The organism is Sphingomonas benefaciens (genome assembly GCF_052907485.1).
Genome location: NZ_JBREIC010000006.1, coordinates 1 through 15,178, shown reverse-complemented (window position 1 = coordinate 15,178; position 15,178 = coordinate 1). Strand labels below are relative to the sequence as shown.

The window sequence follows — 15,178 nt, the reverse complement described above, 5'->3', positions numbered from 1 at the left end:
GAAACATGCAGCACAGCCCTCTTTCGCTGGTCGGCCAACGGTTGCTTATTCCGTCATTATCGTTTAATAGTTTTTCTGGACTGTGACGAACGAGGTGAGTGTCATGCTTGCAGCGATCTCGACGGCGAAGGCGATCGAGCTATGCGCTGCCCTTGCAGGCGTAGCGCCGCCGTCCACGCCCACGTCCTCAATCGCCGTCAGCAGCGGCGCGAGACTGGCCGGGCAGCCGACAAACCTCGCCGATGCCGAAGCAACGGTTCGCGATCTCCTCGCGGTCGGCGCCGATTTTGCGGCCGGGCCGCTCGCCATCGAAGGGCGGGATTTTCCGCTCTATGGCGTGACCCCGATCACGGTTTTCGATCCGTGCGCCGCGGACACTGGCGAGGACGACAGCGACGGGCTGGACACGCATCCATCGCCGACGATCGCGAGCGTGACGGCGCTCCTCCGACGTTCATTCAATGCACGCATCACGGATACGGCGCGGCCTCTCACCGCAACCTACGGGGCGCGGAACAGCTGGCATAAGGTCGGGCAGGCCATCGACTTCGTACCCCTCGGCGGCGTCGGCGCGATCGATCGGGCGCAGATCCGGACGCTGATGACGGCACATGGGGTTCGCCTCATAGAGCTGCTCGGCCCCGGTGACCGCGGGCACGCCGATCATTGGCACATCGCCTTCGCCGGGCCCGGCCAAGCGCTCGATCGAGCGCGCCGGCCGACGCAGGACGAGCCGTGGCTTCTGGATGCCGCCAGCGCAAGCCAGCTGCCCGCCTCAGGGTCCGGCGCGTTCAATGCGTCCCCCGCCGCGCGCGAAACGGCCGCGACTGCCCCGGCCGGCCGGGACGTCTTTGCAATTGCCGCGTGGCGCGTGCGCCGAGGAGCCGGATCATGAACGATCGTATGCGCGAGCGTTTCGTGAAAAGCGCCTGCGGACCGGCATTGCCGATCGCCGCCGTCGCCGCCGCCGCCTTGCCCCAACCCGCGCTCGCGTCCGACTGGGGCTGTCAGGCCGTCCTGTGTCTCGCCACCCCGGGGTCGCCGACGACTTACGCGCAGTGCGTTCCGCCTATCACCAACCTTTGGCGGCATCTCGCAACCGGCAGCGTATTCCCCACCTGCGATGGCATTGGCATCCGCACGCGCCAGACACGCCGAGGGTACGAGTTGACCGTCACGCGAAGTGACGGCGTGACCGCGCGCTATCTACTCGACACCCGCTTTCAGACGGTCACGCCGCAATGATTTATGATGCCCCCGCGATCGTCGCGCTGGCGAAAGCCTGTGCGCCCGAGATCGCGACGGAGGCTCTCGTGCCACTCGTCATGACCGAGAGTGGCGGCGACGCGTTGCGGATCAACGTCAACAAGGGGCCGCGCGTGCGGGCGCGGTCCGTTGCCGAGGGAGCGGCGATCGTCCGGCGCTATATCGCCGCCGGGTACACCGTCGATGTCGGATTGGCGCAAATCAATTCGGCAAATTTTCGAGCGCTGGGCACCGACGTCGAGTCGGTGTTCGAGCCGTGCTTCAACCTTGGGTTGGCCTCGACCATCCTACAACGCAGCTACGACATCGCGACCCGCTCGTACGATGGGATCGACGCCATCTCGGCGACCTATTCGCTCTACAATACCGGGACGCTGACGCGGGGGTTTCGCAACGGCTATGTGGGTCGGGTCTGGTCCGCCGCTGCCGAACTCGGGTCGATCCCCTCGGTGCCGGCAAACCCGGCGGCCCTTCCCCATCCTGCAAACAACGGGTGGCAGGCGTCCCCGGACGCGTGGGTTATCGGCTCCGTAAAGACCGACGGCATCGAGGTCTTCAAATGAAGGCCGAGAACGTTGTGGTTCGTGCCTCCTCGCCGGGAGACGCGCCTATCGGGGCCACGGGCTTCGAGCTGCCGCCCGAACTGGCATCTCGCTATACCGTTCGCATCGTCTTGGGGGCGAACGACGAGCAGCGGATTGGCCTCTTCCGAGCGACCGATCGCGATAACCCATCGATCGAGATCACCGACGATCGCATCGTCGCGCGCAACGAAGACCCGGAGACGGTCGCGGCGTTGGTCAAGATCGCGCAGCACAGCGGTTGGGACCGGATCGCGGTCGACGGGTCGCCCGAATTTCGTCGAGCGGTCTGGGAGGCCGGGACCCGCGAAGGATTGGTGGTCAGCGGCTACGAGCCGGGCTTTGCGGAACAGGCGCGGCTTGAGACGAAGCGGCGGGAAGACGCGGCGCGTCGCGATCCGGCGACGCCAAAGCCGACACCGGTCACCGCCGCCACCGCCGAAACCGTCTCGAGACCGGTCGACCAATCGGTCACCGCGCCCAATGGCGCTTCCGGGCACGATGCCGACCAGCACCAGCTCGCGGACAGCGACCGTCGCCTCCTGCTGACCCTGAGTGGTCACATTGAAGATCGCAGGGTCCTCGATCTCGGGATGGGACCCGAGCTCGACGCCTTCGAGCGAGATGTTCAGGCCGAACGCCTCGATCGGAACCGAGAAGGGTCCGGCGTTGCCCTTGATCGCGCTCTCGACAGCCACGCCCTCGTCGATGCCTTCGCGACCGCCGGGTATGATGCCGCGACGTTGCGAGAGCATCGGAACGCGGACAAATGGACCGATGAGCTCGCCGATGCGGTGCGGGCCGTTCGATCTCAAACCCAGGATGCCGACCGCTCACGCGAAGCGATGAGCGCTACGCTCACATCCCGCGCCGGCGAGCCGATGTCGGCGGAGCGGAGCACCACCGGTTCGCCGGCCGATCAGGTCGACCATGCCCGCAGCTCCGGCCGACGCCACGAAAGCGAGGAACTGGCAAACCTTTTCCTCCACGGCGGCACCGATCGGATCGCGGCCGATCCGCGTCTCGCGCCGGCTCGCCAGGCGCAGATCGTCATGGAACAGCACATCGGCGAGGTATTCGGCGGCGATACCGATCGGATCGCCACAGCGAGCCTCGAAAGCCGCCAACTGATCTCGGATGCGCTTCGCCGCGGCCTCGATGTCGCGGCGCGCGAGCCGACGCCGGTTCGACAGATCGAACCCCTTCATTCCCGCTCCGACTTGGAAAGGTGAGATCCTCCATGACCTATCGCACCAAGCACTCCGCACCCCACAACCGCTTGCTGTCCGATCGACGCGCCCGGCAACTCGTCGGGTTGGCCGGAACGCTCGCCCTGCTGACCATCGCGCAGCCGGCATGGGCCGACGGAACAGCCATCGAAGGTGGTTTGAACACGATCAAGGCCTGGATGGTGACGATCGGCTCCGTCGTAGGCGTTATCGCGGTCATGGCCGTGGGTTACGCGAAACTGACCGGTCGAATGGACTGGGGACGAGCCGTCACCGTATTGATCGGCATCGGCATCATTTTCTCTGCGACCACGATCGTCGGCTGGATGAGCACGGGTGGCTGACATCGACAAGCTGGCCGAGGACAAGGTGTTCCTCGCCATGACCAGACCCTCCGTGTTCATGGGATTGCCGCTCGAGGCGATCCTTCCGATCATCATGGTCTGCATGGTGATCTGGGGGGTCTTGCATAACCCCTTCTACCCTTTGGCCCTGTTTGGCGCGCTGTATTTCCCCGCACGCATGATCGTGCATTATGATTTCAACGCTTTCCGGCTGTGGGGACTGTGGTTCCAGACCGTCTTTCTCTCGAAGAACCGCAAGTTCTGGGGTGGCGGAAGCTACTCTCCCGTCCGCCTCGGTAAGACCGTCAAGCGCAAGCAGTTCGGCAATGACTGACACCACATTGAGGCACAAGAAGGTCGCGCGTCGAGAGGCGGACGACATCAAGTTCATCCCCTATACGCGGCACGTCGATGACACGATCGTCGCACTCGAAGACGGCTCGCTGATGCGCATGTACCGGGTCGATGGGCGGCCGTTCGAGACCAGCGACATTGCCGACCTCAACACCTGGCACAACAAGCTCAACATCACCTGGCGGTCGATCGGCGATGATCGTGTCGCGCTGTGGACGCATCTCGTGCGTACTGCGACCGACCCGGTGCTCGGGGGCGACTTCCACTCCGCCTTCGCGCGCACGCTCCAAGACCGCTATGCGGAGGTGCTTCGCGAGAAGGTTCTCTACCACAACGAATTCTACGTCACGTTGGTGGTGCGACCGTCCAGTCTTGCCGGCGACCAGGTGTCGCGGTTCTTCGGACGCCGCAAAAACCCGGTCGAGTTCGATCAGCGCGCGATAGCGATCATGGCGGAGAAGTGCCGCGACTTCGAGACGCTGCTTGCTGACGCGGCGCCGGAGCGGCTGTCGATCTACGAGCATGACGGCATCCTGTTCTCGAAGCCGATGGAGGTTCTGCACTTCATCCTGACGGGCGACCGCATCCGCGTGCCCCTCCTCGACGGCCGTCTGGGGCAGGCGCTGTACCAGTCGCGCGTGGTGTTCGGCCGCGAGGCGGCGGAGATACGGCTTCCCCATAAGTCTCAATATCTCGGTATGTTCGGGGTGCGCGAATATGTCGCCAGCACCCGGACGGGGCAGTTCAACAGCTTGCTGAAGCTCGATTTCCCCTTCGTCGTGACCCAAAGCTTCGCACCGCTAGTGAAGCAGGTCGCGAGCGAACGCTTCGCGAAGAAATACAAGCAGATGACGTCGTCGGACGACGCCGGTGTCAGTCAGGCGCTGGAGCTACTCGACGGCCAGGACGAACTCATGGCGAACCGCTTCGTCATGGGGGAGCATCACCTGTCGATCTCGGTCATCGACGACGATCCCAAGCGCCTTCTCGACCGCCTCTCGATCGCGCGCTCGGCCGCAGCTGACACCGGCATGGTGATGGCGCGCGAGGACGTTGCACTTGAGGCCGTCTTTTGGGCGCAGCTTCCCGGCAACTTCAGGATGCGCGCGCGTCCGGCAGTCATCAACAGCCGCAATTTTGCCGCGCTCAGCCCCTTTTACACATTCCCTGCTGGCCGAAAGTCCGGCAACCACTGGGCGAGGCGGTGACGCTCCTGAAGACGCGGGCGGGCTCGTCCTTCTGGTTCAATTTTCACCGTGCCGACATCGGCCACACCCTCATCATCGGGCCGACCGGCGCCGGCAAGACGGTTCTGCAAAACTTCCTTCAGGCGCAGCTCGAGAAGACGGGTGCCCGTCAGATCTTCTTCGACAAGGACCGCGGCGCCGAGATCTTCGTACGCGCCTGCGGCGGCACATACCTCACACTCAGGAACGGCGAGCCGACCGGCTTCGCACCGCTGAAGGGGCTGGCGGCGACCCCGGAAAACATGACGTTCTTGCGCCAGTTCGTACGCGTGCTGGTGCGCCGCGAGACCCGGCCGCTGTCCGTCGCCGAGGAGCGGCTTATCGACGAGGGTATCGATGCGGTGATGCGCCTGCCGGCACCGGCCCGCTCGATGGGAGCGCTGCGCGAGATGCTGGGCTACGCCGACGCCGAGGGTATCGGCGCCAGGCTCGAGCGGTGGTGCGCAGGCGGCGCACTTGGCTGGGCGTTCGACGGTCCGATCGACCAGGTGTCGATGGCGGCCCGTTTCGTCGGCTTCGACATGACGCAGTTTCTCGAGAGCCCCGAGGTCCGGACACCGACGATGCTCTACCTCTTCCATCGGGTGTACGATCTGCTCGACGGTCAGCGCGTCGTCGTCGACATCGACGAATTCTGGAAGGCGCTTCAGGACGAAGCGTTCCGCGCGTTCGCGCAGGACGGCCTCAAGACCTTCCGCAAACGCAACGCCTTCATGGTGTTCGGCACGCAGTCGCCGGCTGACGCGCTGCGCTCGCCGATCGCGCATTCGATCATCGAGCAGACCGCGACCAAGATCCTGCTGCCCAATTCCGACGCCAAGCGATCCGACTATTGCGACGGGCTCGGCCTGACCGAGGCCGAATACCGGCTTATCCGTGAGGACCTTACCCCGGAGAGCCGCTGCTTCTTGGTCAAGCAAGGTCACACGTCGATCGTCGCGAAGCTGGACCTCGGCGGCATGCCCGACGAACTGAAGGTCCTGTCGGGGCGCGCGGAAACGCTGGTCGCCATGGAAGAGGCAATAGCGGCCGCAGGCGACGATCCGGCCGCATGGCTCCCGACCTTCTACGCCAACGAGAGGAGAAGCTGAGATGTGGATTGAGCGTACCCTGTTGGGCATCGCGGCGTCTGCCGCGATCGCCATCGTCGCGACGCCGGCTGCGGCGCAAGGCATCCCCGTGTTCGACACGACGAATTGGGTTCAGACGCTCGCTACGGCGCAGCGCACCCTGCAAATGGTCGAGCAGGGAAAGGAGCAGATCCAAACGGCGACCAACCAGCTGCAGTCGCTTCAGAAACTGACGAACATGAGCGAGATCGCATCGACGCTGAACCTGCCCCAGGTGCGGAACATCGTTCCGACCAATGCCGCTGATGTCGCCGCGATCGCCCGAGGCGATCTGTCGCAACTAGGTTCCCTCGGCACCCTCGCCTCGAATATTCAATCGCGATACGGTCTCTCCGCGACCGGATCGTCCGATGCCGACGCTGCCTATGCTCAAGCGTTGAAGGACTCGACGGGCTCTGCGGCGACCACCGCTGCGCTCGGGCAGAACACCTTGAGCATAGCACAGGCACGCACCCGAGGACTCGATCAGCTCCGACAGCAGCTCGCGACGGCCCGAGATCCGAAAGACGTGATGGATCTCCAGGCGCGCATCGCGGTCGAGCAGGCACAACTCCAGAACGATGTGCTTAAGATGCAGGCCATCCAGATGGCGCAGGCTGGCGAGGGCAATCTCGCCATCAGCTCCGCCTTGGTGGCGGCAGGCCGTGCAGACTCCGCCTTCTTCCAAGCGAACACGATCAGGAGATAAGGATGCGTAAACTACTCGCCTTGTCGGGGCTTTTGTTCGTCTGTGGATGCCAATCCGCAATCAAGGTGCCGACCGCGCAAGAATTGGTAGCCAACCCGCAGCTTCTCGCCGAGTGGCAAGCCAAGTGTGACACTGGAGAATATAGTCATCTCGACAGCGCCGAAAAGGCAAGTCTCTGCTCCACGACGCAAGAGGCCGGCATGACCATCGCTCAGATGAAGGCCGGGAAGAAGGACTCCGACTTCTTCGGCTCGATGTCGAAGCGGAAGTGACGGTCCGGTACCGCGTGGTCTCCTGAGGTAGTTTAGATGGCTTCACCACCAGACATCATGACGCTTTTCACGACCATGTACGGGTACGTGGAAAGCGCCATTGCTGGAGCGGTTGCATCGTTCGGCTCCGGCCTCGTCGCGTTCGTGGCGGCGCCCTTGGCTCTTGCCGCGACGATCTATTTTCTCCTCCTCGGGTTCGCGGTGCTGCGCGGTGCAATTCAAGCGCCGCTCCGGGAGCTGGTGTTCCAAGCAGGCAAGGTCGGCTTCGCGCTCGCTGCCGCAAGCGCGATCGGATACACGACATTCGTCGTCAACGTCGCCACCAACCTGCCCAGCGAGATCATTTCAGCCGGCGCGGGCACTCCCGTAACGAATCCGGGCACGACCTTCGATCGATACGTTGCCGATACAAGCAAGTTGTCGCAGCGGATGGTCGACGCGAATAACAAGGTGCAGGCGCAATCATCGCGCGGCCTGACCGATTTCCAAACTCCGATCGTCAAACTGACGGCCTCGATTGTCCTCTACGGCTGTATCATCATTCTCTACACCTTCGCCTTTCTCTCGGCGGCGATTGGCTTTTGCATCGTGATATTCGCGAAGCTGTCCGTTTCAATATGTGTCGCGCTTGCCCCCCTCGCACTCGCGTGTCTGTTGTTCAACTCGTCGAGGTGGCTGTTCGATGGCTGGCTGAAACAAACGGCAAACTACATTCTGCTCATGGTCATCATGGCGATCATGACGAAGTTCATCACCGGACTCCAAGAGGCAGCTATGGACGGACTGCTCGGCTCGCTCGGGGACGGTTCGGATTTCACGACTCTCGAGAACTCCTACATCGCGCTCAATGCAGGCGTGATGATCGTCGCGACACTTGCGTGCTGCGCGATCTATATCGTCGGCTCGATCTTTTTCTTCCAGTCGCCAGCGATCGCTGCCGGTATAGCGGGTGGCGCCTCATCAGGCGGGCACGGCTTCCTGATGACGGGCGCGAACATCATGGCCAACCGGCTCATGTTCCGCCGCGCGACCCAGGCTGCGAGGCCGGCAAGTCGTGCCGCGACGGGCGGAACGATCAATCGGGCGGCATGAGGATGCTGTTGATCACGACCTTTCAATCGCGCCCGCCAGAACGGCCGGGTGCCTCCATTCGAGGAGACCGTATGAAGGGCTTAGCCTTCGTCGCGGCCGGGGCGCTCGCTCTCGCGGGATGTGCCGGCACACATGTCAAGAAAGTCGCGGTCTGCGACGGCAAGCACCGCCGTCCCGCCAACATCTATGGAACCGTCCTGCCGACGTTGCCGGTGCCACTTCCCCTCTCGCAAACGAGCGCGCAGTCGATGATGGCACCAGGGTCAAGCGCCGCGACGCAACCCCTTCCCTCTCCGACGGCCGCGTCGACGCCGGTACCGGTCTTTCCGGAGCCGGACGCCGGCAGCACCCCGGTGCCGCCGATAAGAGGCGCCAAGCCCGAGACATCGGCAGCGCCGCGCACGTCCCAGCGGACGGACGCGCGATCCTACCTCTCCTGCTGACGAAGGGCGCTGAGACATGCCGGCGGTAAAGGCCGAGGATAAAGGAAAGTATTTCGAGGCCTCGCGGACCTGGGAGTACGATCGGTTTCGGGCGGCGGCCGGTCGTGAGAAGCTCGCGTGGACGATCGCGGTCGTCGCGGCGATCCTGGCGATCGTAGCGGTTCTCGCGGTCGCGATGCTGACGCCGCTCAAGACGGTACAGCCCTACGTCATACGCGTTGATCGTTCGTCCGGCGAAACACAGATCGTCACGGCGCTGAAGGGGCCGAAGCCCCGAACCTATGAAGACGCGGTAAACCGCTATTTCATATCGCAATATGTCCGTCTTCGTGAAGGATGGCTCAACGACGCTGCCCGGGAAAACGCCTATGCCGTCATGTTGATGAGCGATCAGAATGAGGCGCAGCGTTATTTGAGCGGCGTTCAGTCGAGCAACAGGACCGCACCATCTAACATTTACGGCGACAAGGGCTTCGTCTCGGTCGCGATACGCTCGATCAGCTTCTTGAGTCCGTCGGTCGCGCAGGTTCGCTACACCAAGGTCATCAATTACGGTCGAAGCACACCGGTTGCTCAGAACTGGAACGCCATTCTGACCTTCAAATTCACTTCGGCGCCGGAGCTTGAGAAGGATCGAAATCTCAATCCGCTCGGCTTCCAGGTCGTCAATTACCGCTCTGACCCGGAGGCATGACATGACTGACCCATCGATGAATCCGGACAGTTGCGAGCGTGTGGTCGTTCCGTTCATGCCGGCGCTGCGTCAGAAGCTCAGCCTGCGGCTCTCGCCATCGGCGACGGCCTTGAAGGTGACCGACGCCGGCGCGGCGAGCCGCTTGTGGCGTGGCGTCGGCGCAATATGGCATCGTCTCGTCGCACTCTCGGTCGTGAGCGCGGCTGTGATGACGGTTGCGCCCCGCCCTGCATCGGCCTCCGAGACACCGCGTCCCGGAACCAAGGACGCGCGCGTTCGCACGGTCAATTATGATGCAGATCAGGTTGTCAGCATCGTCGGCAGCTTCCGCCACGCCATCGAAATCCAGTTCGGTCCCGGTGAGACCATCACCCAGGCTGCGTTGGGAGACACCGTGTCGTGGCAGATCGCGCCGGTGGGCAACATCGTGTTCCTCAAGCCGAGGGAGCGCGCCGGACCGACCAACCTCATCGTCGTGACCAACGCCGGTGGTGCCGTGCGCACCTATCATTTCAACCTGTCGATCGGAACGGCCGGCACGATGTACGGCGTGCGCTTCCGCTATCCGCGCGAGGAGCGCGCGATGGCGACACTACAGGCACAGCTTGCAGACCTGAAGGCCGCGAAGGCCATCGAGGCGGGTATCACGACCGCAGCGCTCGATCACGCGGTGATCGAGGGCAGGCGGAACATGAACTATACCGTTCAGGGCGATCTAGCGCTGCAGCCCAGTGAAGTATCGGACAACGGTGAATTCACGGTGCTGCGCTACCCCGGACATGCCGACATCCCGTCGATCTTCGCCGTAGACGTCGACGGGACCGAGACGATCGTACCCTATGACGTGCGCGAGGACTTCGTCGTGATCCACGCCGTCTATCGCCAGCTCAGGCTGCGACGAGGGACGGCCGTTCTTTGCATCTTCAACGAGGCCCCCGCGCGCAACGAGCGCGGTGACCGCACCGGCACGGTGTCGAATGTCGTCGAGCGCAAGGTGAGGGAGCAGTAGGATGGCCGAGACGATCATCGACCGTGGCGGTATGATCGGCCCGGAGCCCGTTGTGGCGCAGCCGGCCGACACTCCCGTCGCTCGAAGCGGAGGCTGGGGGAATATCGCGTTGCTGGGCGCGGGGGTCGCGCTCGTCGGAGCGATCGGCGGCATCGCGATCGGATATGGTGCCTTCCATCAGACAGCCGCCACCACGACGACAGCGGCGCCTGCTAAGGCCAGCGATCGCAGCGTCGACGAGGTGATGGCAAATCCGAACGTCCAGCGCGCCGCGCTGGCCAACCAGCTCGGCCAACCCGGCGCGCCGGCCACCGATATATTCGGACGACCGATCGCACCCGCCCCTCAGGCCGTCGATGCGTCCGGAAACACCGTACCGCCGAGCGGCATGCCGGCGAGCGCAAGCGGGAACGCAAACGGGCAACCGACGCCGGCCCAGCGGCGCGCCGAGCAGGCGCGGGTGATGGCGGACGCGGCGCGGCGTTCACCGATCATGGCATTCGGCGCGAACGCTTCATCTGCCTCCCCGCCTACGACCGGATATGGAACGGCTAGCCCGGATGGCGGCGAGCGCGTCGAGGGTGGGGGGGACAATGACCGTGCCGGTCGCTCGATGGTGGCGGGTCGTGATCCCGGCGCGAGTGGTTTCGGCAATCGCGAGGAAGCCGGCCAGAACGGCAAGGGGCCGACTGACCTGAGCGACCAGCTGACCCACTCGACGATCGAGACCGTCAAGGCGACGATGGTGGCGGACCGAAGTTTGCTGCTCAGCGCGGGCACCGTCATACCGTGCACCTTGCAGACCGCTATCAACTCGACGCAGGCGGGCTTTGTGTCGTGTGTCATCAATCACGATGTCTTTTCCGAGAACGGTCGGATCGTCCTTCTCGACAAGGGCACCAAGGTGCTCGGCCAATATTCAGGCGGCATCACCCAAGGTCAGGCACGGCTCTTCGTGCTGTGGACTCGGGCGCTGACACCGCGCGGGGTCGCGATCGACCTCGGGTCACCCGCGGCGGACAGTCTCGGGCGCGCCGGACTGCCTGGCGGCGTCGATACGCAATTCTGGTCTCGCTTCGGCCTCGGTCTCGTCATCTCGGTGCTCGAGGACGCATCGAACATCGCGAGCAGGGCGGTTCAGGGGCAAGGCACCTATTCGACACAGGTGCCGGGCAACACGGCGAATACGGTGCTCCAGCAAACGATGCAGGTGCGACCGATCCTGAAGAAGAACCAGGGCGATACCGCGGCCATCTTCGTTGCAAAGGATTTCGACTTCCGATCGGTGTACGATGTCCGGTTGAGGCGCTGAGGTGGCATCCGGGTCCGCCTCCCTCCTCTATGCTCACAACGCCGAGCCGATCACGCGCCACCTGGAGCGCGCCGACGTCACCGAGCTGGTCATCAACGAGCCCGGGCTGATCGGCCTGGAGACACGTGCTGGCTGGGAGTGGCATGAGGAGCCGCGGCTCGACAACGCGTCCCTGATGACGCTCGCCCGATTGATCGCCGGCTGCACGAAGCAGGACGTCAGCGCAGAATATCCCATCGTCTCGTCGGTGTTGCCGGGCGGCGAGCGCGCACAGGTGGTGGTGCCACCGGCTGTCGAGCAAGGATTCATCTCGATCACGGTGCGTAAGGCATCTGCCGTCTCGATGGACATGGATGACTTTGAGCGCGCCGGATTATTCAGCGAGGTCCGCGTCAAGGGGCTTCACGAGGAGGTCGACGCCCGACTGAAGGCCCTGCGCGCGGCCGGAGATTGGAAGGCATTCTTCCGGCTCGCCGTCGAGGCGCGCAAAAACATCCTCATCTCCGGCGCCACGGGGTCGGGCAAGACGAGCTTTTCAAAGGGGCTCGTCCGTCTCATTCCCGCCCACGAACGAATTCTGACGATCGAAGACACGCGCGAATTGATCGTGCCCCAGCGCAACCGCGTTCACATGATGTACGCGAAGGACGGGAAGGGGTTGCAGAAGGCAGGTGCGAAGGCCCTGCTGGAATCGGCATTGCGGATGCGCCCTGACCGTATCCTCCTTCAGGAGCTCCGTGACGGGACGGCCTTCTTCTATCTGCGGAACGTCAATAGCGGCCATCCGGGTTCGATCACGACCGTCCATGCCAATACGGCCGAGGGCGCGCTCGAGCAGCTCACACTGCTCGTGAAAGAGTCAGAGGGCGGCAACGACCTCGATCGTCACGACATCCGCGCGCTGCTGCGCTCGCTCGTCGATATCGTGGTTCAGATGGACCGGCTTCCGCCTGCGGGCGGGCAGCCGGCACGGTACCGAATGACCGAGGTCTGGTTTGATCCCGCGGGAAAACCGCAAGACTGAGGGGAGGTTCGGTGAACGGTAAATGGGTCCGCAGCGCCGAGGGGTCGCAGCCGGGCGCGATCCTGTTCCTGATGGTGGTGGGAACGCTGTTCAGCGCGGCGATCGGTTCGGTGGTCGTCCTCTGGCAGTCGCATCTGCTCAATGCCGACACGCCGTGGCGAAAGGTGCCAGGCGCTTTATGGGCGCTGAAGGGCTATCCGATCGTCTACAAGCCCTTCTTGATCGGATGGTCGCTCGGAATGGTCCTGACCATCCTGATGGTGGTCTCCAGCCTCTTCAGACGCCAGACACTGCACGGTGAAGCGCGCTGGGCGAGGCCCGGCGAGGTTCGCAAGGGCGGGCTGCTGGGTCGATCCGGAATTGTGCTCGGCAAATTCGGTGGAAAGGTGATGCGCTTCGACGGGTCGGAGCATGTGTTGCTCGAAGCGCCCACCCGCGCGGGCAAGGGCGTCGGCGTCATCATCCCCAATCTCCTCGATTGGCCGGATTCTCTCGTCGTTCTCGACATCAAGCAGGAGAATTGGGAGCACACGGCAGGCTACCGTCTGAAGGAGCTCGGCCAGCGCGTCGTATTGTTCAATCCGCTCGATCCCGCAGGTCGGACGGCGCGTTATAATCCGCTGAGCTATATTAACCGCCGCGATCCGGTCGAGGTCATCAACGAACTCCAGAAGATCGCGGTGATGCTCTTCCCGGATCCGCTCTCCGGCGACACATTCTGGGCTGAAGGCGCACGAACCGCATTTTTAGGCGTGACAGCCTATCTCGCGGCGACCGTCGACGATGGCGTTGATGCCCTGCCCTTCACCTTCGGGGAAGTTTATCGTCAGTTTGCCGCCGGGGACGCCCAGCGGCGATTTCCCAAGATCATCGAACAGCGCAAGGCGGCAGGCAAACCGCTTTCCGGGGGCTGCGAGTCCGCGATCCGGGACTATACCTCGTCATCAGCGAACACGTTCACGGGCTTGCGCCAATCGGTCACCGCCAAGGTCAACGCGTGGCTCAACCCGTATGTCGATGCGGCAACGTCGGAGAGCGACTTCGACCTTCGTGAGTTCCGCGACACGCGCATCTCGCTCTACCTGGGCGTTTCGCCGGACGATCTCGACCGGGCCGCGCCGATCTACGGTCTCCTGTTCCAACAGCTGGTCGATCTCAACGTCCGCGAACTTCCCAAAGGCGGCCTCCACAATGTGAAGGTGCTGCTCGCGCTCGATGAGTTCGCCAGCCTCGGAAAATGCTCCGTGCTCGCCAACGCTTTCAGCTATGTCGCTGGCTATGGCCTCCGGCTCCTGCCCGCATTTCAGTCGATCGAGCAGATCCAGGGGGTCTATGGTGACAAGGTCGCCGCCGACATCGAGCGGAACTGTGCGGTTCGCCTGGTCCTGCGACCCGCAGGCCTCGCCGATGCGCGGAAAATCTCCGATCAGCTCGGCACCTACACGTTCAAGTCGCGATCGCGTTCGATGGGCACCTGGGGTGGTGGCGGGGGCTCGACATCGCTTTCCGATCAACGGCGCCCCCTGATGCTGCCCCAGGAGGTCGAAATGCTACCGGAGGACGACCTGATCGTCTTCCGGCGCGGCATGTATGCGACCTACGGCAAGAAGGTTCGCTACTTCGTCGAAAAGAAGCTGGTCGCGCGCACGAAGATCGCCCCGCCCGCCATGCCGCGGGTCGTGGTCGATCCCGCGGTCGCGCGCAACAGCCTTCGAGTCATCCAGGCGTCTGAGGGTGGGGCAGACAATGGACAGCATCCGGGCGGACAGCTTGCGACTGGCGCCTACAATTCCGATGGGTCGGCACAGCGTCGCACGGTGCTGAACCCGACGGCAATCGGCGCGGCGCTATCAGTTCCACCGGACGATCGCACCAAGGTGCTCTTCGATCATCTTCTCGCCGTCGCGCCGGCGCGAGAGTCGCAGCTGACCTAGCCCTATCACCCGGCCACGCCGGGACCGTGAGTGGCCGCCGATCTCTTATGGAGGATCGTCCTCGGGTGATCCGATCGAGATTGAACGTGCAAAGCGGCTAACCTCACGCGCGAACTACCTCGTTGGCGCGAGATCCCCCGGGCGGATCAACCAGATCAGGGACGTCCTGGGACTGCACCACCCGTCGTTGAAAATAGCGCGTCAGGGGGCGGCTGTAGGAGGCCACGAGTTCACGCAGCGCCGAAAGACGATGATCGCCATCAGCTTCTTGTTTGTAAGCACCCACCCTCGGCAGGTTGATGAAGTCCGTGACAACGTCAAGCCTGCCGTAAGCATGACCCACTTGCGGTCGTTCCCGAAACGTGACCGGCTTCCCAACTTCGGACACTCATTCATCTGAACGTGGCAGCTAAACCGCGGCACGATCGGGATTGGCGTGACCCCCGTTTCTTCATCCACGTGTACCTAGAGACCGGCCCCTCGAAGGGACGGACGGAATGAAGCGGAAGCAGTTTTCGGAAGAGCAGATAATCGGCATCCTGAAGGAGGCCGAGGCGGG

General features: G+C 63.6%; 14 protein-coding genes and 1 pseudogene. All 15 read left to right on the top strand.

Annotated features, from left to right (window positions below; all coding sequences use genetic code 11):
* The first annotated feature begins 103 nt into the window (after positions 1–103).
* The 15 genes and pseudogenes from ACU5AX_RS17030 (at position 104) to ACU5AX_RS16960 (ending at position 14,619) form a co-directional block, all read left to right on the top strand.
* On the top strand, positions 104–895 hold the full coding sequence (locus ACU5AX_RS17030; protein ID WP_446691928.1) for a lysozyme family protein: 792 nt from the start codon (positions 104–106) through the stop codon (positions 893–895).
* Positions 892–1,245 (top strand): hypothetical protein, encoded by a 354-nt coding sequence (locus ACU5AX_RS17025; RefSeq protein WP_024310677.1) that lies wholly within the window; start codon positions 892–894, stop codon positions 1,243–1,245. Before ACU5AX_RS17030 ends, ACU5AX_RS17025 begins: the two co-directional genes overlap by 4 nt.
* The gene (locus tag ACU5AX_RS17020) at positions 1,242–1,829 is read left to right on the top strand and encodes a lytic transglycosylase domain-containing protein (RefSeq protein WP_017980738.1); all 588 of its coding nucleotides are present in this window, start codon (positions 1,242–1,244) and stop codon (positions 1,827–1,829) included. The genes ACU5AX_RS17025 and ACU5AX_RS17020 overlap by 4 nt, the downstream gene beginning before the upstream one ends.
* Complete coding sequence (locus ACU5AX_RS17015; RefSeq protein WP_017980737.1) at positions 1,826–3,079, top strand: LPD7 domain-containing protein; 1,254 nt, start codon at positions 1,826–1,828, stop codon at positions 3,077–3,079. Before ACU5AX_RS17020 ends, ACU5AX_RS17015 begins: the two co-directional genes overlap by 4 nt.
* Positions 3,080–3,087: 8 nt before the next feature.
* The gene (locus tag ACU5AX_RS17010) at positions 3,088–3,420 is read left to right on the top strand and encodes a TrbC/VirB2 family protein (RefSeq protein ID WP_017980736.1); all 333 of its coding nucleotides are present in this window, start codon (positions 3,088–3,090) and stop codon (positions 3,418–3,420) included.
* Positions 3,413–3,754 carry a VirB3 family type IV secretion system protein gene (locus ACU5AX_RS17005; RefSeq protein ID WP_017980735.1) on the top strand — a complete coding sequence of 114 codons (342 nt, stop codon included), beginning with the start codon at positions 3,413–3,415 and terminating at the stop codon, positions 3,752–3,754. Before ACU5AX_RS17010 ends, ACU5AX_RS17005 begins: the two co-directional genes overlap by 8 nt.
* Positions 3,747–6,112, top strand: a pseudogene (locus tag ACU5AX_RS17000) (VirB4 family type IV secretion/conjugal transfer ATPase). Before ACU5AX_RS17005 ends, ACU5AX_RS17000 begins: the two are co-directional and overlap by 8 nt.
* 1 nt (position 6,113) lies before the next feature.
* The gene (locus ACU5AX_RS16995) at positions 6,114–6,839 is read left to right on the top strand and encodes a TrbJ/VirB5 family protein (protein WP_017980733.1); all 726 of its coding nucleotides are present in this window, start codon (positions 6,114–6,116) and stop codon (positions 6,837–6,839) included.
* 2 nt (positions 6,840–6,841) lie between these two features.
* Entirely contained in the window at positions 6,842–7,111 is a 270-nt protein-coding gene (locus tag ACU5AX_RS16990) for an EexN family lipoprotein (protein WP_017980732.1), read from the top strand.
* Between the two features lie 57 nt (positions 7,112–7,168).
* Positions 7,169–8,203 (top strand): TrbL/VirB6 family protein, encoded by a 1,035-nt coding sequence (locus ACU5AX_RS16985; protein WP_017980731.1) that lies wholly within the window; start codon positions 7,169–7,171, stop codon positions 8,201–8,203.
* A 459-nt stretch (positions 8,204–8,662) separates the two neighbouring features.
* Positions 8,663–9,340, top strand: a complete 678-nt coding sequence (locus ACU5AX_RS16980) for a VirB8 family type IV secretion system protein (protein ID WP_017980730.1) — start codon at positions 8,663–8,665, stop codon at positions 9,338–9,340.
* Between the two features lies 1 nt (position 9,341).
* Positions 9,342–10,349 carry a TrbG/VirB9 family P-type conjugative transfer protein gene (locus ACU5AX_RS16975; protein ID WP_024310675.1) on the top strand — a complete coding sequence of 336 codons (1,008 nt, stop codon included), beginning with the start codon at positions 9,342–9,344 and terminating at the stop codon, positions 10,347–10,349.
* A 1-nt stretch (position 10,350) separates the two neighbouring features.
* A complete protein-coding gene (virB10, locus tag ACU5AX_RS16970) occupies positions 10,351–11,661 on the top strand; it encodes a type IV secretion system protein VirB10 (protein WP_017980728.1) in 1,311 nt (436 codons plus the stop codon).
* Between the two features lies 1 nt (position 11,662).
* On the top strand, positions 11,663–12,685 hold the full coding sequence (virB11, locus tag ACU5AX_RS16965) for a P-type DNA transfer ATPase VirB11 (protein WP_017980727.1): 1,023 nt from the start codon (positions 11,663–11,665) through the stop codon (positions 12,683–12,685).
* Between the two features lie 11 nt (positions 12,686–12,696).
* Positions 12,697–14,619, top strand: a complete 1,923-nt coding sequence (locus ACU5AX_RS16960; protein ID WP_017980726.1) for a type IV secretory system conjugative DNA transfer family protein — start codon at positions 12,697–12,699, stop codon at positions 14,617–14,619.
* The last annotated feature ends 559 nt before the right edge of the window (positions 14,620–15,178 follow it).

Excerpts from the sequence above, each read along its gene's own strand:
- ACU5AX_RS17010 (WP_017980736.1), top strand. The coding sequence starts at position 3,088 with ATGACCTATCGCACCAAGCACTCCGCACCCCACAACCGCTTGCTGTCC.
- ACU5AX_RS17030 (WP_446691928.1), top strand. The coding sequence starts at position 104 with ATGCTTGCAGCGATCTCGACGGCGAAGGCGATCGAGCTATGCGCTGCC.
- ACU5AX_RS17020 (WP_017980738.1), top strand. The coding sequence starts at position 1,242 with ATGATTTATGATGCCCCCGCGATCGTCGCGCTGGCGAAAGCCTGTGCG.
- ACU5AX_RS16975 (WP_024310675.1), top strand. The coding sequence starts at position 9,342 with ATGACTGACCCATCGATGAATCCGGACAGTTGCGAGCGTGTGGTCGTT.
- ACU5AX_RS17025 (WP_024310677.1), top strand. The coding sequence starts at position 892 with ATGAACGATCGTATGCGCGAGCGTTTCGTGAAAAGCGCCTGCGGACCG.
- ACU5AX_RS16980 (WP_017980730.1), top strand. The coding sequence starts at position 8,663 with ATGCCGGCGGTAAAGGCCGAGGATAAAGGAAAGTATTTCGAGGCCTCG.
- ACU5AX_RS16985 (WP_017980731.1), top strand. The coding sequence starts at position 7,169 with ATGACGCTTTTCACGACCATGTACGGGTACGTGGAAAGCGCCATTGCT.
- ACU5AX_RS16995 (WP_017980733.1), top strand. The coding sequence starts at position 6,114 with ATGTGGATTGAGCGTACCCTGTTGGGCATCGCGGCGTCTGCCGCGATC.
- ACU5AX_RS17015 (WP_017980737.1), top strand. The coding sequence starts at position 1,826 with ATGAAGGCCGAGAACGTTGTGGTTCGTGCCTCCTCGCCGGGAGACGCG.
- virB10 (WP_017980728.1), top strand. The coding sequence starts at position 10,351 with ATGGCCGAGACGATCATCGACCGTGGCGGTATGATCGGCCCGGAGCCC.
- ACU5AX_RS16990 (WP_017980732.1), top strand. The coding sequence starts at position 6,842 with ATGCGTAAACTACTCGCCTTGTCGGGGCTTTTGTTCGTCTGTGGATGC.